Origin of the sequence: Demequina soli (assembly GCF_000971195.1) — a bacterium.
Classification (GTDB): Bacteria; Actinomycetota; Actinomycetes; order Actinomycetales; family Demequinaceae; genus Demequina; species Demequina soli.
Genome location: NZ_BBLZ01000009.1, coordinates 14,139 through 38,819, shown reverse-complemented (window position 1 = coordinate 38,819; position 24,681 = coordinate 14,139). Strand labels below are relative to the sequence as shown.

Sequence of the window (24,681 nt, the reverse complement as noted above, 5' to 3'; positions counted from 1 at the left end):
GGTCAGGCGGGCGCTCTCGCCCGTCGACACCGTCAGCGCTCCGTCACACCCACCCCACGCACCCCACCCACCACAACTGTCATTGGGAATCGCTGAGGGCGGCCCTGGCTAGGGCTCCTGCGGCCGGGGCGAGGATCTCTGTCTTGAGCCCCTGGCGCGGCTCGCGCGGCTCGAGGTTCGACAGCAGCGCCCACACCGGGACGGTGTTCCTCACCTGGTATCCGCGCAGGCGGCTGCGGTCGGAGTTGACCCAGCCCAGCAGGTCGAGCGCGTCCGCGATGGCGTCCCACCGGACCGTCTCCTGGGGCGCCGTGGCGAGGTGCAGCAGAGTCAACGCGGTGGCCTGCTGCATGAAGTCGCGTCCGGGCAGCGGACGGAGACGTTGCACGAGGTGGCGCCACAGGACCAGCGGGTCCTCGTGGCAGGCCTTGCCGGCCTTCGTCAGCAGCACCCGGTCCTTGTACTTGCGCAGCAGGCCCAGGTCGCGCAGCAGGATCCTGAAGGCGTGCAGCTGGTGCGCGTCGTACTCGCGCGAGACCTTCCAGGGCAGGTCGCGCTGCGCGGGCACCACGGCGGCCGCCTCCTTGACCAGGTCCGGCTTGAGGTATCCCGCCGCAGTGAGCGGGAGGCCATCGGCCGCGCGGCCGAGGAACCACAGGACGGGCCCGAGCGCCACCTCAGCCTCCTCGCGGGTGGGCTCGTGCACCGGTCCGGCGCAGGCCCACGCGCGCGTGATGATGTCGTTCCCTCCGGGCCACCCCTTGAGCGACGTCGCGATCTCGACCACCGCCGCATTGATGCCCGCGGCGACCATCGCAGGCTCGACCGCGGACAGCGCGGCGTTGACCTCGGCGACGTCGAACGCGGCCGGATCGTCGATGATCCGGGCCAGGTCCTCCGCGTCGGTGAAGCCGCCGCAGTCCTCGGGCGGCGCTGCACGGCGCCCACCGGTGCACCTGGCGCGCGGCGCATCGTCCGGGGCCGGCACGGCGCTGTCGACGCGTACGGTGAGCTCCCACGAGTCGCCGTAGTCGTACGCGAACCGCACCACGTCGCCGGCGTCCTGCAGCACCTGGTCGAGCCGGGTGGACGATGCGGGGGTCCCGTCCTCCCCGTCCTCCGCCTCCCAGTCGCACAGGAAGACGTGGGTGCCGGCGTCGAAGGGGCCGCCGCCGAGTCCGAACCGCCAGAGGTGCGTGCCCGCCCAGCCGAAGAGGTCGATCAGGACGTCCGCGAACTGCGCGAGCGGCATGTCCGAGACCACCTCGGCGCGGCGCCAGATGCGCGGATGCGAGCGGCCGAGGTCGACCGTGACGGTGAGCAGCCGCGGCACGTCCAGCAGTGAGCGGCGAAGGTCGGTCGGTGTCGCGCCCCTAGCGGCCGGGTCAGGGCCCAGCATGGACGTCAGCGACCGTGCCAGGTCCGTGAGCTCCTGCAGATCCCGGCCCGCGAGCAGCGCGTCGAACCTGCGTCGGATCTCATTGGGGTCGAGCTCGTCGGATGCCATGGCTCCACGGTAGCGAGATGCCCCGCGCCAGACCGTGCCCCACACGCGACCCGCGTGGGGAGCGCTCTCCGATGCAACTCCCGCGTCATCGCCCGACGAGAGCGGCGCCAACCGCAGAATCCGTGTGGGGGACGGTCGGGAGGGTGCACGCGAGGCACGGTCGGGATGGGAGGCGCAGCCATGTCCGTTTCGCCCGATCCTGGGCACCTGGTCCCGGCCTCAGTTGCATATCAGCAAGTATCGTTAATTCGGTCATAGCGTGAACAAAAGGTACGCTGTGAACGGTAACAGAGGAGGTCCCCATGGCCGAGACGCCGATCCCGAACCCCATCGTGCTCCAGCGCGCCGACCCGTCCGTGCTGCGCCACGAGGGGCAGTACTACTTCACGGGATCGCACCCGCTGTACGACCGCATCGTGCTGCGCCGTGCGGAGCGTCTCGAGGACCTGCAGGCCGCCGCCGAGGTCACCATCTGGACCAAGCACTTCGAGGGTGCGCAGTCGCACCTCATCTGGGCGCCGGAGATCCACCGTGTGAACGGCGCCTGGTACCTCTACTACGCCGCCGCACCCAACTCCGACGTCACCTTCGACGTGGAAGGCGCCGACGACACCTTCAACCACCGCGTCTTCTGCCTCGAGTGCACCGACGACGACCCGATGACGGGCGAGTGGCACGAGAAGGGCCAGGTCGACACCGGCTGGGAGTCGTTCGCGCTGGACGCGACGTCGTTCGTCAAGGACGGCGTCCAGTACCTGGTGTGGGCGCAGCAGGACTTCGCGGTCAAGGGCCACTCGAACCTCTACATCGCGCGCATGTCCAACCCGTGGACGCTCGCGTCCGAGGCGGTCATGCTCACCAAGCCCGAGTTCGACTGGGAGATCGTCACGTTCTGGGTCAACGAGGGCCCGAGCGTGCTCCAGAAGAACGGCAAGCTCTACCTCACGTACAGCGCCTCGGGCACCGGCATCGAGTACGCGATGGGCCTGCTCACCGCCGACGCCGACGCCGACCTTCTGGACCCCGCGAGCTGGACCAAGTCCCCGACGCCCGTGTTCGAGTCCGCCCCGGAGGCCGGCATCTACGGCCCCGGCCACAACAGCTTCACGGAGGACGAGCACGGCAACACCGTGCTCGTCTACCACGCCCGCACCTACACCGAGCTGGTCGGCGACCCCCTGTGGGAGCCGAACCGCCAGGCCCGCGCCCAGGTGCTCCCGTTCGACGCCGACGGCAACCCCGTGTGGGGCACGCCCGTGCCGGACACCCGACCCACCCCGACCTCGACCGAGGTCCTGTCCCCCGAAGGGATGCTCGTATGAGCACCGTTGCTCAGTCCACCGCCGCCGCCAGCGGCTCCCTCCGCGCCTCGCTCAAGCGCGGCGTCTTCTGGAACTACGGCGGCCTGTACTTCTTCTACTTCGCCATCTGGCAGATCTTCTTCACGTTCCACGGCCTGTGGCTCAAGGACAACGGGATGGGTGAGGGCAACATCGGCCTCATCAACACCGTGATGGCGATCACCGCGCTGTGCCTGCAGCCCCTCTACGGCTACCTGCAGGACCGCCTGGGCCTGAAGAAGCACCTGTTCTCCTTCGTGGTGCTGTGCGGCGCGATGGTGGGCCCGTTCTTCGCGTTCGTGATGCCCCCCCTCATGGACTGGAACATGGTCGGCGCCGCGGTCGTCGGCGGCATGTTCATGGCCCTGGTGCTCCTCGCCGGCGTCTCCGTCGTCGAGGCCTACAACGAGCGCGCCTCGCGCGCCAACGGCTTCGAGTACGGCCACGCGCGCCTCTTCGGCTCGATCGCCGGTGGCACCATCAACCTGGTCGGCGGCTGGCTGTGGGCCAACGTCAACCCGGACTCCATCTGGTGGGCCGCGACGTTCTGCGCGCTCGTGCTCGGCACGCTCCTCTACACCGCGAGGGTCCCGCAGCAGGAGGCTCAGGCCGCCGCGAAGGGCGAGTCCTCGTCGACCAAGGTCAGCAAGGACACCGTCAAGCGCCTCTTCCGCGACCGCAGCTTCGTCGGCTTCGTGGTGCTCATGTTCGGCACCGCCGCGCTCTACGACGTGTTCGACCAGCAGTTCTCGATCTACTTCACCGACCACGCGGCCGCGGCCGACCCGACGCGCCTGTTCACCAACGTGGTCGCCATCCAGATCTTCGCCGAGGCGGCCGTCATGCTCGTCGCGCCGTGGTTCGTCAACAAGATCGGCGCGAAGCGCGGCCTGCAGCTCTTCGCCGCGATCCTCATCGTCCGCGTGCTCGGCTCCGCGATGATCACCAACACCGAGGCGCTCATCGCCTGGCGCCTGCTCGCGGCCATCGAGATGCCGCTCATGCTCATCTCCGTGATGAAGTACATCACCAGGATGTTCGACGTGAAGATCTCCGCGACCGCGTACATGCTGGGCTTCGGCGTCGCGAAGTCCATCGGCGTCGCCGCGTTCTCGCTGCCGTTCGGCGCGGCCTACGAGGCCATCGGCTTCCAGAACGCCTACTTCATCATGGCCGGCGTGATCCTCACGGTCACGGTGATCGCGAGCCTGCTCATGCGGTCCGACAAGGGCCGCGAGGACGCCGCGTTCGTCGAGGAGCGCCCCGAGGAGGAGCCGGAGCTCGTCACCGCCTGACGCCGCCTTCCGAGGCACGATGCGACGGCCGCCCGGGCTGGGAACCTACCCAGTCCGGGCGGCCTCGTCGTAGTGTGGACCCGCTGAGGGTCTGAGGGAGGTTCGATGCGCCGCATCGTCGCGCTGTTCACCGTGGTCGCCGCGTTCGCGCTGTCCGCCTGCTCGCCGGCGTCGCAGGAGACGCCCTCGCCCAGCGCATCGTCCCCCGTGGCGGCCTCGAGCCAGCCCGCGGTGACGGCGAGCGCGGAGACGAGCCCGTCCGCGACCGCCGCGCCGGTCGACGACACGCTGTCCTACATCGCGCAGGCGCACGGCACCAAGCTGACCGTGCTGACGGAGCCCGACGGCGCGGAGGCGCTCACCGTCAAGGCGTCCGACGTCCTCACGGTGCCCGACCAGACGCCGCTGGTGTTCCTGGTCAAGCAGATCCAGGGGTCGTGGCTCGAGCTGTACCTGCCGGTGCGGCCCAACGGGTCCACGGGGTGGGTCAAGGCGGACCAGGTCACGCTCAGCGCGACCCACATGAAGGTCGAGGTCAACCTCGCCGACTTCGAGCTCACCGTGTGGGACGGGACGGACAAGGTGTTCTCCACGCCGATCGGGCTGGGGCGCCAGCAGCTGCCCACCCCTGGCGGCGTCTACTACATCCGCGAGCTGCTGCAGCCGCCTGACCCGAACGGCGTCTACGGGCCGTACGCGTACGGGCTGTCGGGCTACTCGCCCGTGCTCGACGAGTTCGCGGGCGGCGACGCGGTCATCGGCATCCACGGCACGGACGACCCGTCCTCGATCGGCAAGGCCGTCTCGCACGGTTGCATCCGCCTGCCCAACGACGCGATCACGACGATGGTCACGGAGATCGGGCTGCCGCTCGGCACGCCGGTGTTCATCGACGCGGAGTAGGGGTCGGTGCCGAGTTCGGCGACTTCGAGATTCCACCCTGCAGACTCGGCAGCTCTCCGGGGTGGATGCTCAACGTTGATGCATGGCGGCGTGGCCGGCCGGCGCCGCGTTCAGCAACTTTGAGCTTCCGCCCCGCAGACTTGGCAGCTCTCCGGGGTGGATCCTCAAAGTTCCGGGGAGCACGCCTCCCCCCAGACACGAAAGCGCCCGGCGGGCCCGCGGCGTGCTGAGGAAACGCCGCGGGCCCTACCGGGCCGTACTCCGGGGATCAGCCGGTGTACGTCGCCACACCGACCACCGCAGTGGCGGGGGGCGCGTCGAGGACGCTCACGATCTCCTTCGGCGGAGCCGAGTTGCACACCGGCGTGGCCGGCGGGTAGGAGACCTGGAACGTCTTGCTCGGGTTGACCTCGATGGTGACGGTCGTGCCGGGCTCGCGGGTCCAGCCGTAGTTGGCGTCGCCCACGGCGACCCACTCGTCCTTGCCCTTGTTGTACTTGTAGCCGGGCCAGTTGTTCGCCACGCCGTTGGCGTCGACGCTCGCTCCGGGCCACAGGACCTTGCCGCGGCCGATCGGCACCGTGGTCGACCAGTTCTTCGACGGGTCGGTCGGGTGGACGAAGGTGATCGTCGCGGTGCCGTCGTCGGTGGACTGGTTGTCGGGGTCGTTGAGCTGGATGTCGTAGCCCAGGTACGGGGCGTCGGCGGTGCAGATCTGGCCCACGATCGTGCCGTTGAGGTTCGGCGGGGTCGGCGTCACGGGGGAGCAGCCCTCGGTCAGCTGAGCCTCGATCGTGTAGTCGATCGTCATCGTCGTCTCACCACCGGTGAAGGCGTGACCCTCGTCGGCGACGAACGTCGCGGTGTACTCGCCGGGCGCCGTCTCGAGGGTGCCCTCGAGGGTGGCGTTGACGGTGCCCTCGGTGTCGACCCCGACCGTGCCCGCGGCGTCGCACGTCGGCGGCGTCGTGACGAGCGCGGCGGTGGAGTCCTCGCACGGGGTCATCGCGACCTCGACCGTGCGGGTCATGGGCTCCGGCGGGGTGGTCGTCGGGATCCAGCGGACCTCGCCGTCGACGATCTCGAGCGCGTACGTGGTCTCGGTCTGCGTGCCCGTCTGCTCGTACGACGTCACGCCGCACGGGGCCTCGCCCTGCCACTCGATGTCCGAGAACTTGGGCGGCATGAGGCAGATCCCCTCAACCTCCTGGAGACCCTCGGGCACCTCCTCCTGCGTACCCGGCAGGTTGGTGCAGACGTCCACGGGCGGCGTGCAGTACTCGGCGAGCTGGTTCTCATCCATCGGGATCTCGCGGGTCTCGGTGGTGGTCGAGGTGTGCTCGACCCAGGTGCCGGTCTCGTAGTCCCACGTGTACGTCGTGTCGGTCCGCTCGCGCGTCTCTGTGATCGACTCCGACTCGCACACGTAGTCCTGGACGGACCACTCGGTGTAGGTGGGCTGCTTCTCGGGCTTCGGCGGCCAGCACTTGCCGTGCTCGTCGCGCGTCATGCCCTCGGGGACGGTGCCCTGGTCGCCCGCGATGTTCTTGCACAGATCGACCACCGGCGGGACGCACTTGCAGCAGTTGCCCTGGTCGTCGACCTTGTAGCCGTCGGGCACGGTCGCCTGGATGCCGTCGATGTTCTTGCAGACGTCCACCACCGGGGGGACGCACTTGCAGCAGTTGCCCTGGTCGTCGACCTTGTAGCCCGCGGGGACCTCGGTCTGGACGCCGTCGATGTTCTTGCAGACGTCCACCGGCGGCTCGGTGCACTGGGCCGCCTTCTCGGCGTCCGTCATGGCCTCGGTCTTGGTCTCGGTCGTGGTGTCGCTCGACGACTTCCACGACCACGAGGCCTCGTCCCACGAGAACGTCGTGGTGGTGACGGACCGCGTGAAGGTGGTCTCCTCGGCGGAGCACGAGTAGTCCGTCGCCTTCCACTCGGTGGGCACGGTCGAGTCCGCCGGCTTGTCGGGCTTGGGCCGCTCGCCGCAGGTGACCGAGCCGCTCCAGTGGTAGTTGGTGCCGCCCACCTGGACCCACGTCACGGCGTACCAGGACCATCCGGGCCAGCCCGCGTTCGACGCGAAGGTGAACGTCTGCGTGCCCGACCACGTGCCGCCGTTGTTGTGGAAGTTCAGGGTCTTCTCGGCGTTGGTCGCGAGGTTCTTGATGGTGACGTTGACGTCGTTGGCCTGGCCCGCGGGGATGTCGGCGGGGTAGGTGACGGTCAGCGCCGCGCAGGTCGGAGCTCCGTACTGCCAGTTCCAGTCGAAGCTGTCGCCCGTGGGGCACGTCTTCGAGCCCGTGTAGGTCTGGCCCTGGCCGGTGTTGGCGTCCGTGACCTCGTCGAGCACGTAGGAGCGACCCTGCGCGTCGTTGAAGTAGGTGCCGACGGTCGCGTTGCCATCGACCGCGATGGGGTTCTTGCCGTCCTTGAGCCGCTCGTCGTCGCCGGGCTTGCCGACGTACTTGCAGACCCACACCTGGTGAACGCCGTCGTTCCCCGGCTGGCCGCCTCCCGTGCTCGCATTGGCCGCGGGCACGAGCCCGATCAGCGCGAGCGCCGCCACCGCGACGGTGACGATGGATTGCCTCAGTCTCATGATGTCCTCCCAGACCTGGGAGGTTGATCCGGCGCCCTCAGCGGCGCCCTTTCCCCCCAGCTCGGCCAATCGTCTGGCCGGCTCCGGAGAGCGTCAACGCAGTGAAGAACGTCACATGAACGCATGTGCCGTGGATATACGGGCGTGAAGGATGTGACAAAAGTGATTGCGTTATCGGCTCAAGTCTGTCCGCATGGCCGCCGATGCGCGCGCACGCGGGCACGGCGTGTCGCTACTCGCGCGGCCCGTCTGAGCAGGGACGATGCGCGAATCCGGCCCGCGCCTCCCTCACCCGAGCGATATCTCAACAGGGGTTGAGATAATATGGTGGCGTGACCGACCGCCTCGCCGTGCTCGCGGCCCTCGCCGACGCGCATCGTCTCGCGCTCGTCGACGCGCTCGCGGACGGCGACCTGGCGCCCGGGGAGCTCGCCGCGCGCACCGGGCTGACGTCGAGCCTGCTCGCGCACCACCTGCGGGTCCTCGAGTCCGCGGGAGTGGTCGAGCGGCGACGCTCCGACGCCGACGGCCGCCGCTCCTACCTCGCGCTCGCGTGGAGCCCCCTGGTCGAGGCGGCGCTCGGGTCGGGCCCGAGGCGCGAGCGCCCCGCCCGCGTCCTGTTCACCTGCACCGCCAACTCCGCCCGCTCCCAGCTGGCGGCCGCGCTGCTGGCCGCGGAGCGCATCGTCCCCGTGGCGTCCGGGGGCACGGCGCCGGCGCCGCGCATCGACCCGCTCGCCCTCGACGAGCTGGAGCGCCGCGGCCTCGCGCCCGCCGCCCTCGCCCCCGCGCCGCTCGAGGAGGTGCGCCGCGACGGCGACCTCGTGGTCGCCGTGTGCGACCTCGCCTACGAGGACTGCGGCGGCGACCTCCACTGGTCCGTCCCCGACCCCGTCCGCGAGGGCACCTCCCGTGCCTTCGCCGCGACCTTCGACGCGCTCGAGCCGCGCGTGCGGCGCCTGGCCGCCACCCTTGCATCGTCCCTATAGAAGGAGAGCCATGTCCGACAAGCCCGCCGTCCTGTTCCTCTGCGTGAAGAACGGAGGCAAGTCCCAGATGGCGCTGGGCCTGTTCGCGCACTACGCGGGCGACCGCGCGACCGCGTGGTCCGGAGGCTCCGAGCCCGGCGAGGCGCTCAGCGCCGGCGCCGTCGCGGCGATGGCCGCCGTGGGGATCGACATCACCCACGAGCACCCCAAGCGCTGGACGGACGCGCAGCTGCAGGAGGCGGACGTCGTCGTCACCATGGGCTGCGGCGACGCGTGCCCCTACGTGCCCGGCACGCGCTACGAGGACTGGGAGATCACCCCCGCCCCCTCCGAGGACCAGCGCGACGAGATCGACGGCCGCGTGCGCGCCCTCATGGAGAGCCTCGGGCTGGAGCCCGGCCCGTCGGTGATCGCGGGCTGACGGGTCAGCCGGTGTAGGCCGGCGTGCCGGGCACCGGCGTCACCGTCTCGTCGAGCACCCCGGACTCACCGGTCTCCGACGGCTCCGGCTCCGGCGTCGCGGTCTCGGTCGGCTCGACCGAGGAGCTGGGCGTCGGGGTGGGCGTAGGTGTCGGTGTGGGTGTCGGAGTCGTGACCGGGCAGGGCTCGTTGGCGTCCGTGCCGGTCCAGGTCATGGTGGTCTCGTTGTCGCCGAAGCTGAAGCCGTCGTTCGCCGTCGCCGTGACGACGAGCGTGTCGCCGTCCGTCGACTCGCTGTACGTGTAGCCCTCGGTGGCGTCCGGGATGGTCCAGTAGGCGTTGTCGGGGCCGCACGGGTCGGTGAACGTCGGCGCGACGGGCGTCACCTCCTGGGTGCAGATCACCTCGCCGCTGAAGGCGTTCGGGAAGTCCTCCTCGGCCTCGCCCTCGCCATAGCGGACGTCGATGTACCAGGTGTAGTTGCCGTCCGGGAGCTGGTCCGCGGGGATCTCGGCGTGGAAGCCGCGCAGGTCGCCGTCCGAGCCGTCGTCGGTGAGGGTGGTGAGGTACTCGCCGTCGATGTAGACGTCGAAGTTCCACGAGTACAGCCACGAGTTGAAGCCGTCCTCGGGGTTGTCGGGTGTGCCGTAGGTGATCGCCAGGTTCATCGGGTTCTGGCAGGACACGTTGATGACGCTGTCCGCCAGCTCCACGCCCGGGTTCAGCGCGGCGTGCGTCGAGACGGCGACGGCCGCGCCACCGCCGATCCCCAGCGCGACGATGGTCGCCAGCGCGAGCGCGCGCAACGGCTTCATGGACGTTCTCCCTCGGCTCGGGGAAGCAGCGCGCCGCCCCGACGGGCGGCACCTCCCTGGGGCTTTTCCCATCCTGCGTCCCATTCGTCACTTCTGCAACAGTTCGCGTGGACTCGGTCGCTAGCGACCCAGGGACGATGCGCGCCTCGCCCGGGGCGGACGTCCCTGGCACCGCGCGGGGAGGCGGGTGGAAGAATGGCGCGCGTGACCACCACGGCGCCGGGCCCCTCGACCACCTCGACCGACCTCGCGGGCGCGCTCGCGCGGGCCATGGACGGCGAGGTCGACGCGACCGTCCGCCGCCGCGCGGAGTACTCGACCGACGCGTCGAACTACCGGATCCCGCCGCAGGTGGTCGCGTACCCGCGCGACGCGGACGACGTCCTCGCGGCCCTCGCCGTCGCGCGCGAGGCGCGCGTCCCCGTGACGATGCGCGGCGGCGGCACCTCTGTCGCGGGCAACGCGATCGGTCCCGGCCTGGTGCTCGACACCTCCCGCCACATGACCCGGATCCTCGACGTCGACGTGGAGGCGCGCACCGCCCGCGTCCAGCCCGGCGTGGTGCTGTCCACGCTCCAGACGCGCGTGGCCGGCGCCGGGCTGCGCTTCGGCCCCGACCCGTCGACCTCCACGCGCGCCACGCTCGGCGGCATGATCGGCAACAACGCGTGCGGCCCGCACGCGGTCGCGTTCGGCCGCACCGCGGACAACGTGCTCGCGCTCGACGCGGTCGACGGGCTGGGGCGGCGCTTCGCGGCCGGTCCCCGCGGGGTGGCGGCGATCCCGGGCCTCGAGGAGCTGGTCCAGGCCCACCTCGCGCTGCTGCGCACCGAGTTCGGCCGCTTCTCGCGCCAGGTGAGCGGCTACTCGCTCGAGCACCTGCTGCCCGAGCTCGGCGGCGACCTCGCCAAGTTCCTCGTCGGCACCGAGGGCACCCTCGCCACGGTGCTGGAGGCCACCGTCCGGCTGGTCGACGTGCCGCCCGTGCGGCTCACCGCCGCGTTCGGCTACGACGACATGCCGTCGGCGGCCGATGCGGTGGTCCCCATGCTCCGCCACTCGCCCCAGGCGGTCGAGGGCCTGGACGCGCGGCTCGTGCGCCGCGTCGCCGACGCCACCGGCCCCGTGCCGGAGCTGCCCGCCGGCGAGGGGTGGCTGTTCGTCGAGGTCGGAGGCGCCACCGAGGCCGAGGCGCGCGCGACCCTGGCCGCGCTCGCGGCGGACTCGGGCACCGCATCGTGGCGCGAGGTCGCCGACCCCCGCGAGGCCGCCCGGCTGTGGGCGATCCGCGCGGACGGCGCGGGCCTCGCGGGCCGCACCTCCACCAACCAGGAGGCGTGGCCCGGCTGGGAGGACGCCGCCGTCCCGCCCGAGCGGCTCGGCGCGTACCTCAGGGACTTCGACGCCCTCATGGACCGCCACGGGGTCGAGGGCCAGCCGTTCGGCCACTTCGGCGACGGCTGCATCCACGTGCGGCTGGGCATCCCGCTGCAGGAGAACGGCCGTCCGCTGCGCGCCTTCATGGAGGACGCCGCGGCGCTGGTCGCCTCGCACGGCGGGTCGCTGTCGGGCGAGCACGGCGACGGGCGCGCCCGCTCCGAGCTGCTGTCCACCATGTACTCCGCCGAGGCCGTCGACCTGTTCAGGGGCGTCAAGCACCTCTTCGACCCCGAGAACCTGCTCAACCCCGGCGTGATCGTGGACCCCGACCCGCTCGACGCGCACCTGCGCCGCCCCGCCGCGCCCCGCACGCCCGGCATCGGCCTCGCGTTCGCGCACGACCACGGCGACATGGCCGAGGCCGTCCACCGCTGCACCGGCGTGGGCAAGTGCCGCGCCGACGCGATCGGCGCCGGCTCGGGCTTCATGTGCCCCAGCTACCAGGCCACGGGCGACGAGAAGGACGTCACGCGCGGCCGCGCCCGGGTGCTTCAGGACGCGATCAACGGCACGCTCATCGGCGGGCTGACCGCCCCCGAGGTGCGCGAGAGCCTCGACCTATGCCTCAGCTGCAAGGCGTGCTCGTCGGACTGCCCGTCCGGCATCGACATGGCCGCCTACAAGTCCGAGGTGCTGTACCGCACGTACAAGGGCAAGGTGCGGCCGGTGACGCACTACTCGATCGGGTGGCTGCCCCGGTGGCTCAAGGTGGTGGGGCTCGCTCCGCAACTGTTCAACATGTTGACTACCCCGCGACCCATCCAGCGCATGGCGGTCTCCCTCGCCGGCATGGACACCCGCCGGCGCCTGCCCGAGTTCAAGAGGCCGTTCCGCCGCTCCGAGGTCGCCCGCTCCCGCCGCGCGAACCCGGACAAGGCCACCCGCCTCGACAACCTCGTGGTCCTCTGGGCCGACTCGTTCACCGACGGGCTCGACCCCGAGATCCCCACCGCGGTGGTCCAGGTGCTCGAAAGCGCGGGCATCGACGTCGTGGTGGTCGCCGGCGACGCCTGCTGCGGCGTCACGTGGATCTCGACCGGGCAGCTCGACGGCGCCCGCAAGCACCTCGAGCACCTGCTCACGGTCCTGGGCCCGTGGGCCGTCAACGGCGTCCCGATCGTCGGGGTCGAGCCGTCGTGCATGGGCGTCCTGCGCGGCGACCTCACCGAGATCCTGCCGGACGACCCGCGCGCCCACGCCGTCGCATCGTCCACCTTCACCCTCGCCGAGGTCCTCACCGGTCGCGCGCCCGTCAAGCCGCGCGACGGCTGGCGCGTGCCGGACCTCGCGGACGTCACCGCCGTGGTGCAGCCGCACTGCCACCAGTACTCGGTGATGGGCTACGCCGCGGACCGCGAGCTGCTCGCGCGCGCCGGCGCCACCGTGACGGAGGCGGCCGGCTGCTGCGGCCTCGCCGGCAACTGGGGCACCGAGAAGGGCCACTTCGACACGTCGGTCGCCGTCGCGGAGAACTCCCTGCTGCCCGCGCTGCGGTCCGCGCCCGAGGGCTCGATCTACCTCGCCGACGGGGTCTCGTGCCGCACCCAGGCGGACGACCTCGCCGACGTCCAGGGCCGCCACCTCGCGCAGCTGCTGCTCAAGCGCCTCGCATGAGCGCGCCGGTGCGGTTCGCGGTGGTCGGCACGGGCTGGCGCACCCGGTTCTTCCTGCGGTTGGCCGCGATGGCGCCCGACCTGCTCGAGCCGGTCGCGATCGTGGGACGCACGCCGTCGCGCGCGCACGATGCGCTCGTCGAGGCCCGCCGCGACGCCGCCCCCTTCACCGCGCACCTGAGCGACCACCTGCCGGTCGCGGGGCTCGAGCAGGCGCTCGCGCTGCGCCCGGACTTCGTCATCGTGGCGGTGCCGTGGGAGGCGTCGCCCGGGGTCATCCGCTCCGTGGTGGAGGCCGGCGTGCCCGTGCTCGCCGAGACCCCGCCCGCGCCGGACCTCGACGGGCTGCGCGCGCTGTGGGCCGATGTCGGGTCCTCCGGCCTGGTCCAGGTCGCGGAGCAGTACACGCGCATGCCCGGCCACGCCGCCCGCCTCGAGGTGATCCGCCGCGGCGCCATCGGGGCGCCGCACACGGTCGAGCTGTCCTCGACGCACCTCTATCACGCGGTCTCCCTCATCCGGACGATGCTCGGGTCGGGCTCCGCGGTCACCGGCGCCGGCACGCGGGTCACGGCGCGCACGTTCACCGCGCCGATGGTGGACCCGCTCACGCCCGCCGGCTGGGTCGGGACGCCGGGCACGGTCCCGGAGCCGGAGCCGCGCACCACCACGATCGCGACGCTCGACCTGGGCGACGGCCGGCTCGGCCTGTACGACTTCGTCGACAACCAATGGTGGAACCCGTACCTGCACCGACGCATCGTGATCCGCGGCTCGCACGGCGAGATCGCCGACGACTCCGTGCTCCGCATCACCCCCGACGGGCCCATCGAGTCGCGCCTCGAGCACCGCCGCACGGGCGTGGACCTCAGCCTCGAGGGCAACGCGCTGTGGCACACGTCGTTCGAGGGCTCCGTGGTCTACCGCAACGCCTGGCACGGCTCACGCATGTCGGAGGACGACCTCGCGGTCGCCCAGATCCTGTGGGACACGGGGCTGTGGGCGCGCGGCGAGGCGCCCGAGCCGTATCCGCTGGCCGAGGGGCTGTGGGATCACGCGCTGTCGCTGGCGATCCTCGAGTCGGCGCGCACCGGGGCGGATGTGGTCGTGGGCGACGAGCCCTGGGGCTGAGGCGGGGTCGGGGCGCGGGGCGCGCCAGCGCCGGTGTCCAGCAACTTTGAGATCCAGCTCGTGAAACCGGCGACGTTTCATCGGTGGGGATCAAAGTTGCTGCGGGGCCCGCGCCGCGCCGGACCGCCCATCGCCGGCGTCCAGCAACTTTGAGACTCCACCCTGCAGAGCCCGACAGTTGTCGGGGCGGGATCTCAAAGTTCGCGAACCGCATCGCTCGCCGCGTCGCGAACCGCGTCGCGAGGCCCGCCCCGACACCCACCCCCGGTAGGGTGCCGTCCGTGATTCGCTGGGGGAAGTCCATCGCGCTGCTGGCCGCCGTGGCGGCGCCCGTCGTCGCACTCGTAGGCATCCCGCTCTACGTCCACCCCGCCCACGACGAGCCCCGTGCCGTCGATGCCGTCTACGTGATCGGCCCGCCGACGGACACCCGCATGGCGCTCGCCGAGGCCATGATCGAGCAGGGCCTGAGCGACACCCTCGTCGTCTCCCTCAGCGACGACCCCGACGAGCGCGCCGAGATGACGCGGGCCGCGGAGCTCTGCGACCGACCCCAGGCGTACGCGGTCTACTGCAGCCAGCCCGAGCCCTTCACCACGCGCGGAGAGGCCCGCTGGATGCGCGAGCTCATCGACCAGCACGGCTGGCAATCGGTGGGCGTCATCACCACCACTCCCCATCTGACCCGCACCCGGGTCATCATGGGCAGGTGCTGGGACGGGGACATCGCCTACATCTCCTCGGGCGAGCACCTCGCGCCCTGGTACTGGGCGTACCACTACGCGTATCAGACGGGAGCGTTCGTGAAGGTCGCGCTGGAAGGCAAGACGTGTTGAGCACGATGCGCCGGGCGGCGACGCTCGCCGTGGCGGTCGCGGTGGGGGCGGCCTTGAGCGGGTGCTCGAGCCCGCCCACCGACCCCGAGCAGCTCGCGACGCAGATGTTCGAGCTCACCAACGAGCAGCGTGTCGACCAGGGCCTCAAGCCCGTCGAGTGGAGCGAGTGCCTCGCGAAGAAGGCGAAGGAGCGCGCCGAGCCGTTCGTGAACGACGCGGACCTCGAGCACGCCCTCCTGGTGTCCACGTGCCACGAGGGCGCCAAGGCGGGGGAGAACCTGTCGCGCACCGACGAGTCCGCCGCGCAGGTGGTCGACCTCTGGATGAACTCCGCCGGGCACCGCGCCAACATCCTCGACCCCGAGTTCACGATCGGCGCGATCGCGTGCGTGGCGGCGGATCCGCAGGCCGACGGCGGCGACTCCGGGGTCCGCGCGTGCTCGCTCCTGTACGAGGGGCCCGCCCAGTAGCGCGTGCGTGGAGCGCTCTCGCGCACGAATCCTGCACCACCCAAACGCCTCATAAGGAAAAACGGCGACAAACCGGACGCCCGCTGTTACAGTCGAACAGGCGACGCGGGTCAGGGGGGCCGGCGACGCACATGAGGGGGTTGAGGGGCATGCTTCGACGCATCGCAATCGCGGTGGCCGCTACCGGCGCCGCACTTGCCATCGCAGGGCCGGCGGCCGCGGACAGTCCCACCTATCCGGCACCCGCGCCGAGCATGGGATGCACCGTCACCACCGTTGCGGCGGGAGGCTCGTTCTCCTGCACCATCACCGGACCCGAGGGCTCGAAGGCCCAGCTCCAGGTGACCACTCCGGGCGGCAATGCCGCCATCAAGGGCACCGTCACCTCGGCGGCCAAGACCATCCGCTCCGCCGGCGCCCGCTTCGACGTCACGGTCCCCGAGACCGTCTCGGGCAACGTGTCCGTCACCGCGATCGTCGACGGCGAGGCGGTCTCGTCGGCCCGCATCACCTCGGTCCGCACGGTCAGCGCCGTGTCCGAGGTCCGTGCACCGGCCGACGCGGGCGCGCCCTCCGGCTCCACGCTCTCGGCCACAGGCTTCGACGGCGGCGCGATGGCGCTCGGTGCGGGCTTCCTGCTCGTCGCGGGCGCCGCATCGGTCGTGATCGCGGCCCGCCGCTCGTCGGCGGGCGACCGCTCCTAACCGGTCCTCCGCCCCGGCGCCGCGCGCGCCGGCGGCGGGGGTGGACCGGGGGAGGGCCGGGTTCACCATGTCGATCGCAGCAGCCGCTCCGGCCGGCGTGGGCGCGCTCCCCTGGGTGCGCTCGCTCCAGCAGAAGATCGCCGTCACCGACGCGCTCGTCATCGCGCTCGTCATGGTCCTCGCGCACGGGGTCCGCTTCGGCTGGGACCCGTTCGCCGCCTTCGTGGGGCCCTCGGGTCCCGCCTACTGGTGGGTCACCGTCACCATCTCGGGGCTGTGGCTGCTCGAGCTCGGCTGGACCCGCTCGCGCGACACCCGCATCCTCGGGCAGGGTCCCGAGGAGTACCAGCGGGTCGCGTCCGCGGGGTGGCGCACGTTCGCCATCGTGGCGATCGTCGGCTTCCTGTCCGACTGGTCCCTCAGCCGTGGCTACCTGCTGTTCGCGCTGCCGCTGGGCACGCTCGTGCTCTTCGGCTACCGCCGCGCGTGGCGCATCTGGCTCACGCAGCAGCGCGAGTCGGGCCGCATGCGCCAGCGCGTCGTCGTGGTCGGCCCCGGACGGACGGCCGCCCAGATGATCCGCCGCCTGCGCTCGCTCGACGGCGGCCATGCGTTCGACGTGGTCGGAGTGTGCCTCGCGGGCGGTGCGCCGGCCTCGCCGGACCCCGACCTCGGCGGCATCCCGTTCCTGGGGCCCACCGCATCGGCCCCCGCCGCGGCGGTCGCCTCGCACGCCGACTACATCCTGCTCGCCGGCACCGAGGAGGTGTCGCTGCGCGAGGCGCGGCGCCTCGAGTGGGCGCTCGAGGAGCGCGGCATCGGGCTGATCGTCGCCCCGACCGTCGCGGATGTCGCGATGCCCCGCGTCGCGGTCAGCCAGATCGCCGGCCTGCCGCTCATGCACGTCGACCCGCCGCGCTTCACCGGCCCGTCGCGCGTGCTCAAGGACAGCGCCGACAAGGTCGCCACGCTCGCGATCCTCGCGGTCCTCAGCGTCCCCATGCTCGTGATCGCGCTCGCGGTCAGGCTCTCCAGCCCCGGCCCGGTGCTGTACCGGCAGGTGCGCGTGGGCCTCAACCACGAGCCGTTCGAGATGCTCAAGTTCCGCAGCATGTACGTCGACGCCGACGCGCGCCGTGCCGAGGCCCTCGCGCAGGACGACGGCAACGGCGTCCTGTCGAAGCGCCGCGACGACCCGCGCATCACGCCCGTCGGCAAGGTCCTGCGCCGCTTCTCGCTCGACGAGCTCCCGCAGCTGCTCAACGTCCTCAAGGGCGAGATGTCGCTCGTGGGTCCCCGCCCCCCGCTGCCCAGCGAGACGGAGCTGTGGGACGAGGACGTGTCGCGCCGCCAGCTGGTCCGGCCCGGCATCACCGGCCTGTGGCAGGTGAGCGGCCGCTCGGATCTGTCGTGGGAGGACAGCGTCCGCCTGGATCTGCACTACACGCAGAACTGGTCGTTGAGCCTCGACGCCGTCATCCTGCTGCGCACCGTGTGGGCGGTCGTCAAGGGCAAGGGCGCGTACTGAGGGGACGATGCGGCGCACGATTCGTGCGTGGCACGCACCGAATGTCGCATTTAGGGCTTTCCAATTCGTGGCCCGCGGGCCATGATCGGAGGGTCGTGGCTGCGCCGGAGCACCGGTCGCGTGGCGGCTGGGGGCACTTCACAGGTGGGGGGACGCGGGGGGATGGTCAGCAGGATCCCGATCACGGTGGTGATCATCAGCAAGGACGAGGAAGCGGGCATCCTGGCGACGCTCGACCACGTCAGGGACTTCGACCAGGTCATCGTGGTCGACTCGCGCTCGGCGGACCGGACGGTCGAGATCGCCGAGGCCTGGGGCGCGACGGTGGTGCCGTTCGACTGGGACGGGCGCTACCCCAAGAAGAAGCAGTGGGGGATCGAGCGCGCGGGCGCGATCCACGACTGGATCCTGCTGCTCGACGCGGACGAGCTGGTCACGCCCGAGCTGGCCGCGGAGCTCCGCGCCCGGAGCGCGGAGCTCGACGCCGGCACGTACGGCGCCTACGACATCCGCCTGCGGTACAAGTTCGCGGGCAGGTTCCTCGACCACGGGCACACCGTCATCAAGCGGGCGCTCGTCGACCGCCGGGTCACCCGGTTCCTCGATGTCGAGGAGATCGGCTGGGACTACGAGGTCGAGGGGCACATCCAGCCGCAGTCCGAGCGGCCCATCGGCCGCCTGACGGCCCGCATCGAGCACGACGACCGTGATCCCGTCGACTCGTGGTTCACGCGCCACAACAAGTACTCCCGCTGGGAGGCCGAGCTCATGGCCGACCGCGACGAGTTCCGCGAGGTCGCCGCGCGCCGCACCGCGCAGGGCAAGGTGTGGGCGCGGGTGCCGTTCAAGCCGCTCGTCTTCTTCCTCTACTCGTACGTGGTCCGCGCGGGGTTCCTCGACGGCCGTGCGGGCTTCGACTACGCGATCGCGCTGTCGATGTACTACTGGCAGATCGGGCTGAAGCTGCGCGAGAGGTCCCGCACGCCGCGTCCCGAGGCGGTGGCCGCATGAGGATCGTCCACGTCACGGCGTCGGTGAGCCGCCGGGCCGGCGGCCCGGCCACGCTCCTGCGTGGGCTCGTCCCGGTCCAGGTCGACCGCGGCCACGAGGTGATCGTCGTCACCACCGACATGGGCGCGGAGTTCCCCGACGACCTCGAGATCCGCGGGGCGGACATGCGTGTGGCCCCGACCGCCGGCCCGCACTGGCTCGGCTACGGCCGCGGGATGCGGCGCGCCGTCCGCGAGGCGATCGTGGGCGCGGACGCGGTCAACGTCCACGGGGTCTACCTGTTCTCCTCGCTGTGGGGCATGCGCGAGGCGCGCGCCGCGGGCGTGAAGTACCTGGTCGCGCCGCACGGCGTGTGGACCGACGAGCACAAGCCCGCCCACCCGTGGCTGTCGAAGGTCTGGGACACCCTCCTGCTGCGCCGCGACCTCCCGCACGCGGACGTGGTCATCTCGGACTCGCGGCGCGACGCCGAGGGCCTGCGCGCCCGCGGCCTGACGCCGGTCGAGGAGATGGTGCTCGGCGTCGACCCGAAGCTCGCGCTCATCGAGACTCCGTGGGCGGAGCGCTCCGGCGTCCTGTTCCTCAGCCGCGTCGCACGCAAGAAGCGCGTCGACCTCGCGATCGAGGCGTACGCCCGCTCGGGCCTGGCCGAGCGCGGGCACCGCCTCACCGTCGCCGGCCCCATCGAGGCCACCCTGCCGTACGACCCGCGCGAGCTCGCCGCCGCCGCGGGCGTGGGGGACTCGGTCGACTTCATCGGCATGGTCGACGCGGCCCAGCGGCGCGAGCTGCTGGGCGAGCAGCGGGTCTTCATCCTGCCGAGCGACGACGAGAGCTTCGGGATGGCGGCCGCCGAGGCCGCGACCGCCGGCATGGCCGTGGTCGCGAGCGACAAGGTCGCGGCGATGCTCGAGGCCGAGGAGGACGGCGCCGGCCGTGCCTGGCCCCAGGATCCCGACGCGCTCGCGGGCGCGCTCCGGGACGCCTGCGCGGACGACGCCCAGGCCTCCGCGATCCTCCTGCGCGACTACGCGCGTGAGAACTGGACGTGGGCCCACGCCTCGCTCCAGTTCGAGGAGATGGTCGGCGGCGCGCGCGCCGTGACCGGCTGAGCACGCACGGACGCTGGGGGAGGCGCCATGGGCGAGGGGACGATGCGCGGGAGGCTCGCGTGCTGAGGCCGCGGATCGCGGTGATCGGGGGCGGCACGCTGGGCCTGTTCACCGCGGCGCGGCTGGCCGCGCACGCGGACGTGGAGGTGTTCGAGGCCGACTACGAGCGCACGGTCGGGCGCGAGGGGCTCGTGGGAGCATCACCCCAGGTGGCGGGCCATCGGGGGGCGCTCGAGGGCTGGGCGTCGACCCTGGGTGGCACCAGCACCATCTGGGGCGGCCAGCTGCTGCCGTGGGAGCCGTGGGAGTTCGCCGGCGGATCCGGCCGGCCCGCGTGGCCCGTGCCGTACGAGGAGATCGAGGCGGGCTATCGCGCGGTCGCGGCCGACCTGGGGCTCGACGCGACCCATGCGCGCGTCCACGAGCACGGGATCGCCGGCCCCTACAAGGTGCCGTCGTCCGGCGAGGTCACGTCCCGCTACTCGACCTGGATGCCCCGCGCGGTGCGCGACATGTCGCGCAACAGGGCCGTCGCGAGGCGCCTCAAGGGCGTCACCATCCACCGCGACCGCGCGGTGGCACGCGTGGAGCGCGACGGCGCGGGCTTCGCGCTCGAGACCGTGGGGCCCGATGGCGGCCGGGGCCGCAGCGCGGCCGACGCGGTGGTTGTCGCGGCGGGCACGCTCGGCACGTCGCGCCTGCTCACCGACGGCCTCGACACCCCCGCGCGCCCGCGCGTCGGGCAGGGCTTCATGGACCACCTGTCGATGCGCGTCGCCGAGTACACCGTCACCGACTGGCATCGCTTCCGCCGGTACGCGAGCCACGCGTACGAGGGCCGCGTGCGCGCCACCAGCAAGCTGGTCACCACCCCCGCGCTGCTGGAGCGCACGGGCGCGCTGCCGGGATACGCGCATTGGGAGTTCGACATCTCCGGCCTCGACAGGCGCAGGGACGCCCCCGCCGTGGCCGCCGCGGTCGCCGACGGGCTGCGCTCGCACCGCCGCCCCCTGCCTCAGGGCACCCGCATCTACCTGCGCGTCGACGTCGAGCAGCCCCCGGACTCGTGCCGGAGCCTGCACTGGCGCACCGGGGGCAAGGCGCCTCGCCTCGATCTGGAGTGGAGCGCATCGTCCCGCGAGCGGGCCTCTGCCGTGGTGATCGGGGAGGCCGCCGCGCGCCACCTCGAGGACGTCGGGATCGGCGCGGACCTCGCGCGGTGGATCCGCGACGACCCGGGCACCGACACGTTCCACATGATGGGAGGCGCGACCATGGCCACGGATCCCGACCAGGGGGTGGTCGACCCGTGGGGCGGCGTCCACGGCGTCGACCGCGCGTGGGTGGTGGGCGCCGCGGTGTTCCCCAGCGGCGGCGTCGCCAACCCGACGTTCACCGCGATGGCGCTCGCGACGCGCACGGCGGCCCGCATCGAGGAGGCCCTCGCGTGACGGCCGCGGTCCGCGAGCGGGTCGCGCTGGGCATGGCGACCGTGATGCGCGAACCCGCCGACGCCGCCCGGCAGGCGCTCCTCGACGCCGCCTACGAGCGCGGCATCCGGCACTTCGACGTGGCCCCCATCTACGGCTTCGGCAAGGCGGAGGCGACGCTCGGCCGTCTCATCGGCCGTGGGGCGGACGATGCGCGTGTCACCACCAAGCACGGCCGCGCGTTGAGCGCGTCCGGACGGCTGATCGGCGCGGTCCAGGGTCCGGCGCGGCGGCTGGTCCGCGCCGTGCCGGGCGTGCGGACGGCGTTCCGCCGCACCGCGGGCGGCGTTGACGAGAGCCCGGCGCCGTCGCCCGAGGAGTTCGCGGCCGCGGCCGCGCGCTCGCGCGAGATCATCGGCGTCGAGACCCTCGAGGGCTTCCTCGCGCACGAGGTCACGTGGAGCGCGGGCTGGACCGCACTGTGGGAGGCCGTGCCCGGCCTGGGGTTGCCGGCCCACACGGTCGGGGTCTCGGGCCCGCGCGGGCTGCTCGACACGTATCCCGACGCCGCGCTCGCGGGCCTCACCCAGGTCGAGTACGAGGCCGCGGGGGACCCGCTGCCGGGCGCCGGCGCCGTCTACGCGGTCCTGTCGACGCTGCTGCCGCGCCTGCGGGCCCTCGGCTCGGAGGCGCTCGCGGCGGCCCTGGGCGAGGACCGCGGCACGGCGGACCACGACCTTGCCGGGATCGCCGTCGCGTACGCGCTCGACCGCTACCCTGACGCGCGCATCGTGCTGGGGACGTCGAGCGTCGCCCACCTGGGCACGGCGCTGGACGCGCTCGACCGCTGGGAGGCGGCACCCGCATCGTGCTGGCGCGGGCTCGACGCAGCGCTCGGTGCGGCCGGCGCGCCCGCCAGGGAGGGCTGAGCCCTGTCAGGCCTCGGTGACCCAGTCGACGATCTCGGCGACCGCGCCGCGGATGAGGCCGTACGCCTCGTGGTAGGCCTCCTGCCCGCGGCGGTAGGGGTCGGGGACGTCGTCGAGCTCGTAGCCGGCGAGGATGTGACGATGCGCGGCGACCGCGCGCGGCAGGTCCGCGAGGCGCTCGGCGACCGTGGAGCCCTCGAGCGTCGCGCCGGTGCCGGCGGCGGCCGCGAGCTCGGCGATGGTGAAGGTCCGCTTGAGCGCGGTCGGCTCGGTGCGGACGGCACGCTGGCGGTGCTCGGCGGTCATCGTGATGATGAGGTCCGCGTCGCGCATGAGCGGCTCCGTGAGCAGGCGGCCCTGGTGGCCGGCGCCGTCGATGCCGTCGGCGGCGAGCTCCTCGAGCATCTCGTCGGGGATGCCGTGGCCCACGAGCGCGTGCGTGCCGGCGCTGCCGACCGTCACGGCCTCGCCCAGCTCGAGCGCGAGCAGCAGCTCCGCGGCGGGGGACCGGCAGATATTGCCGGTGCAGACGGTCAGGATGGTGGCCATGCTGCTCCTTGCGCGGGACGGGTGGGGCACGAGGACACGAGGATATCGGCGCCGGGGCGATCCCGGGAGACCCGAGCCGCCGGGCGTGCTGGACACCCGCACCCTTGCCACGGCGGGGTGCGTCGCCTATACAGGGATGCGGGAGAGCCTCGGAGTTGGGGGACCTGATGGAGCTCAAGCAGTACACGCGCGTGTTCCGCGCCAGGTGGAAGGTGATCGTGCTGCTCACCCTGCTGGGTGGCGTGCTCTCGTTCGCGTGGTCGTGGCACCAGCCCAAGATCTACACGTCGACGGGCTCGATGGTGATCACCGCGGGCACGTTCGTCGACGTCACGCAGGCGCTCGAGGGCAGCCGGTACATCGAGGACCGTGCGGACAGCTACCTCGACATCGCGCGCTCGCGCAAGGTGGCGGGCCTGGCCGCGGACCAGCTCGGCACGGGCGTGGACCCCGATGCGCTGCTCGCCCAGGTGGGCGTGTCCAACGCGGTCGGCACCGCGGTGCTGCGCGTGACCGCGTCGGCCGGGACCCCGCAGGAGGCGCAGGACCTCGCGCAGGCGTGGATGGACTCCCTCACCACCGTGGTCGCCGAGTTCGAGGACCCGAGCAACGACGCCCCCTCGGGGGCGAACGTGGTGGGCCTGCAGCCGCTCGACCCGCCGTCGCAGCCCGTGGTGCCCAGCTCGCCCAACCTCAAGTTCGACACCGCGTTGGGCCTGCTGCTGGGCCTGTTCGCGGGCGTCGCCTACGCGCTGATCCGCAACGGGCTCGACGATCGCATCCGCGAGGCCGCGGACGTCGAGCGCACCACCAAGACCCCGGTGCTCGGCTCCCTGCCGCACGACAGCGTGATCGCGAAGTCCGGCGTCGCCGCGGGCAACGACGACTTCGCGATGCGGGAGGCCGTGCGCCAGCTGCGCACCAACCTGCAGTTCCTCGACGTCGACCATCCGCCGCGGGTGCTGGTCATCACGTCCGCGATGCCGGGCGACGGGAAGTCCACCACGTCGGTCAAGCTCGCCGAGGCGATCGCGGAGATGGGCCGCGACGTGGTGCTCATCGACGCGGACCTGCGCCGCCCGTCGCTCGCCACCAACCTGGGCCTGGTCGAGGGCGCCGGCCTCACGGACGTGCTCGCCGGCCGCGTGGGCTCCGAGGACGTGATCCAGCCCTACGGCGGCACCGGGCACCTGTCGGTGCTGGCCGCCGGCGCGATCCCGCCCAACCCGTCGGAGCTGCTGGCCTCGGACGCGATGCACACGCTCGTGCACTCGTTCCCCGACACCGTCATGGTGCTCATCGACACGCCGCCGCTGCTGCCGGTCACGGACGCGGCGCTCCTCACCGCGCGCACCGACGGCGCGCTGCTGGTGGTGAGGTCGGGCAAGACCACCACCGACATGCTCGAGAAGGCGCTCGAGTTCCTCATGCGGGTCAAGGGCCGCGCGCTCGGCGTGATCGTCGACGGGGTGCCCCGCAAGGGCGCCGGCCGCGGCTCCTACGCGTACGCCTACGAGGACGAGCGTCAGCGCGAGAAGGCGCCCGCGATCCTGTCCTCCGCCGGCTTCGACGCCACGGAGGCCGCCTCCGAACGCGGACGCCGGCCGCGCGGCCGCACGCGTGGCGGCCGCTCCCGTGCCAAGGCGGACCCGCCCGCCGAGCCCGCGCCCGTGGAGGACGCCCTCGCCGCGGACGCCGTGCCGGTGGACGATGCGCCGCTCGAGGCCGCGGCCGACGTCTCCGAGGCGCCGCTCGAGGAGGGCGCGGACCGGGGCGCGGGCGATCCCGCTGACGCGGTCCAGGGCGAGCTCGAGATGGGCTCCGACGTCGACGAGGCGCTCGCGGCGCTCGACGCGCTGGGCGACGGCGTGGACGAGGCGGCCGACGGGGCCGACGAGCCGCTCGACTCCCTGGGCATCGAGGAGATGGACAACATCCCCGTCATCCCCGACGAGGACGTCGACAACGTGCCCGAGCTCGCACCGGAGACCCCCGAGCCCCGCCCCGCGCGCTCCGGCGCGGGCGCCCGCGGCCGCAAGGCGTGAGGCCCC

At 72.4% G+C, this 24,681-nt stretch carries 20 protein-coding genes; 16 read left to right on the top strand and 4 right to left on the bottom strand.

Translation table 11 applies throughout. From position 1 onward, the window contains the following. Positions 1 to 79: 79 nt before the first annotated feature. Positions 80 to 1,507, bottom strand: a complete 1,428-nt coding sequence (locus AOM04_RS13980; RefSeq protein ID WP_062465409.1) for a plasmid pRiA4b ORF-3 family protein — start codon at positions 1,505 to 1,507, stop codon at positions 80 to 82. Positions 1,508 to 1,809: 302 nt separating this feature from the next. Between AOM04_RS13980 and AOM04_RS13975 the strand changes: the two genes are divergently transcribed. From AOM04_RS13975 to AOM04_RS13965, 3 genes are all read left to right on the top strand, one after another. Continuing rightward, on the top strand, positions 1,810 to 2,829 hold the full coding sequence (locus AOM04_RS13975; protein ID WP_062465408.1) for a glycoside hydrolase family 43 protein: 1,020 nt from the start codon (positions 1,810 to 1,812) through the stop codon (positions 2,827 to 2,829). Further along, positions 2,826 to 4,142, top strand: coding sequence for an oligosaccharide MFS transporter (locus AOM04_RS13970; protein ID WP_082104683.1), 1,317 nt, complete (start codon positions 2,826 to 2,828; stop codon positions 4,140 to 4,142). Before AOM04_RS13975 ends, AOM04_RS13970 begins: the two co-directional genes overlap by 4 nt. 105 nt (positions 4,143 to 4,247) lie before the next feature. Then, entirely contained in the window at positions 4,248 to 5,045 is a 798-nt protein-coding gene (locus tag AOM04_RS13965; protein ID WP_062465407.1) for a L,D-transpeptidase, read from the top strand. A gap of 268 nt (positions 5,046 to 5,313) precedes the next feature. Here the strand turns inward: AOM04_RS13965 and AOM04_RS13960 are convergent, their stop codons facing one another. After that, positions 5,314 to 7,653, bottom strand: coding sequence for a hypothetical protein (locus AOM04_RS13960; RefSeq protein WP_156160766.1), 2,340 nt, complete (start codon positions 7,651 to 7,653; stop codon positions 5,314 to 5,316). A 332-nt stretch (positions 7,654 to 7,985) separates the two neighbouring features. Here AOM04_RS13960 and AOM04_RS13955 point away from each other — a divergent pair, with 332 nt between their 5' ends. Both AOM04_RS13955 and AOM04_RS13950 read left to right on the top strand, forming a co-directional pair. Next, positions 7,986 to 8,642 carry a metalloregulator ArsR/SmtB family transcription factor gene (locus tag AOM04_RS13955; protein ID WP_062465405.1) on the top strand — a complete coding sequence of 219 codons (657 nt, stop codon included), beginning with the start codon at positions 7,986 to 7,988 and terminating at the stop codon, positions 8,640 to 8,642. A gap of 10 nt (positions 8,643 to 8,652) precedes the next feature. After that, entirely contained in the window at positions 8,653 to 9,063 is a 411-nt protein-coding gene (locus AOM04_RS13950; RefSeq protein ID WP_062465404.1) for an arsenate reductase/protein-tyrosine-phosphatase family protein, read from the top strand. A 4-nt stretch (positions 9,064 to 9,067) separates the two neighbouring features. On the opposite strand, the gene AOM04_RS14880 is transcribed toward AOM04_RS13950, so the two are convergent. After that, complete coding sequence (locus AOM04_RS14880; protein ID WP_062465403.1) at positions 9,068 to 9,877, bottom strand: hypothetical protein; 810 nt, start codon at positions 9,875 to 9,877, stop codon at positions 9,068 to 9,070. Between the two features lie 195 nt (positions 9,878 to 10,072). Here AOM04_RS14880 and AOM04_RS13940 point away from each other — a divergent pair, with 195 nt between their 5' ends. The 10 genes from AOM04_RS13940 (at position 10,073) to AOM04_RS13895 (ending at position 22,081) form a co-directional block, all read left to right on the top strand. Further along, entirely contained in the window at positions 10,073 to 12,931 is a 2,859-nt protein-coding gene (locus AOM04_RS13940) for an FAD-binding and (Fe-S)-binding domain-containing protein (protein WP_062465402.1), read from the top strand. After that, positions 12,928 to 14,061, top strand: coding sequence for a Gfo/Idh/MocA family protein (locus tag AOM04_RS13935; protein WP_062465401.1), 1,134 nt, complete (start codon positions 12,928 to 12,930; stop codon positions 14,059 to 14,061). Before AOM04_RS13940 ends, AOM04_RS13935 begins: the two co-directional genes overlap by 4 nt. A gap of 281 nt (positions 14,062 to 14,342) precedes the next feature. Beyond that, entirely contained in the window at positions 14,343 to 14,897 is a 555-nt protein-coding gene (locus AOM04_RS13930; protein ID WP_062465400.1) for a YdcF family protein, read from the top strand. A gap of 5 nt (positions 14,898 to 14,902) precedes the next feature. Next, positions 14,903 to 15,367: a CAP domain-containing protein gene (locus AOM04_RS13925; protein ID WP_228373731.1), complete on the top strand. Its 465-nt coding sequence runs from the start codon at positions 14,903 to 14,905 to the stop codon at positions 15,365 to 15,367. Positions 15,368 to 15,621: 254 nt separating this feature from the next. Beyond that, positions 15,622 to 16,071 (top strand): hypothetical protein, encoded by a 450-nt coding sequence (locus AOM04_RS13920; protein ID WP_062465398.1) that lies wholly within the window; start codon positions 15,622 to 15,624, stop codon positions 16,069 to 16,071. A gap of 67 nt (positions 16,072 to 16,138) precedes the next feature. Continuing rightward, a complete protein-coding gene (locus tag AOM04_RS13915; RefSeq protein ID WP_082104682.1) occupies positions 16,139 to 17,599 on the top strand; it encodes a sugar transferase in 1,461 nt (486 codons plus the stop codon). A 162-nt stretch (positions 17,600 to 17,761) separates the two neighbouring features. Next, positions 17,762 to 18,610 carry a glycosyltransferase family 2 protein gene (locus AOM04_RS13910; RefSeq protein WP_062465396.1) on the top strand — a complete coding sequence of 283 codons (849 nt, stop codon included), beginning with the start codon at positions 17,762 to 17,764 and terminating at the stop codon, positions 18,608 to 18,610. Continuing rightward, a complete protein-coding gene (locus AOM04_RS13905; RefSeq protein WP_062465395.1) occupies positions 18,607 to 19,722 on the top strand; it encodes a glycosyltransferase in 1,116 nt (371 codons plus the stop codon). Before AOM04_RS13910 ends, AOM04_RS13905 begins: the two co-directional genes overlap by 4 nt. Before the next feature lie 59 nt (positions 19,723 to 19,781). Beyond that, entirely contained in the window at positions 19,782 to 21,173 is a 1,392-nt protein-coding gene (locus AOM04_RS13900; RefSeq protein WP_062465394.1) for a GMC oxidoreductase, read from the top strand. After that, positions 21,170 to 22,081: an aldo/keto reductase gene (locus AOM04_RS13895; protein ID WP_062465393.1), complete on the top strand. Its 912-nt coding sequence runs from the start codon at positions 21,170 to 21,172 to the stop codon at positions 22,079 to 22,081. The genes AOM04_RS13900 and AOM04_RS13895 overlap by 4 nt, the downstream gene beginning before the upstream one ends. A 6-nt stretch (positions 22,082 to 22,087) precedes the next feature. On the opposite strand, the gene AOM04_RS13890 is transcribed toward AOM04_RS13895, so the two are convergent. Beyond that, a complete protein-coding gene (locus AOM04_RS13890; RefSeq protein ID WP_062465392.1) occupies positions 22,088 to 22,630 on the bottom strand; it encodes an arsenate reductase/protein-tyrosine-phosphatase family protein in 543 nt (180 codons plus the stop codon). 167 nt (positions 22,631 to 22,797) lie between these two features. On the opposite strand from AOM04_RS13890, the gene AOM04_RS13885 reads away from it, so the two are divergent. Continuing rightward, a complete protein-coding gene (locus AOM04_RS13885) occupies positions 22,798 to 24,675 on the top strand; it encodes a polysaccharide biosynthesis tyrosine autokinase (RefSeq protein WP_062465391.1) in 1,878 nt (625 codons plus the stop codon). Positions 24,676 to 24,681 lie beyond the last annotated feature (6 nt).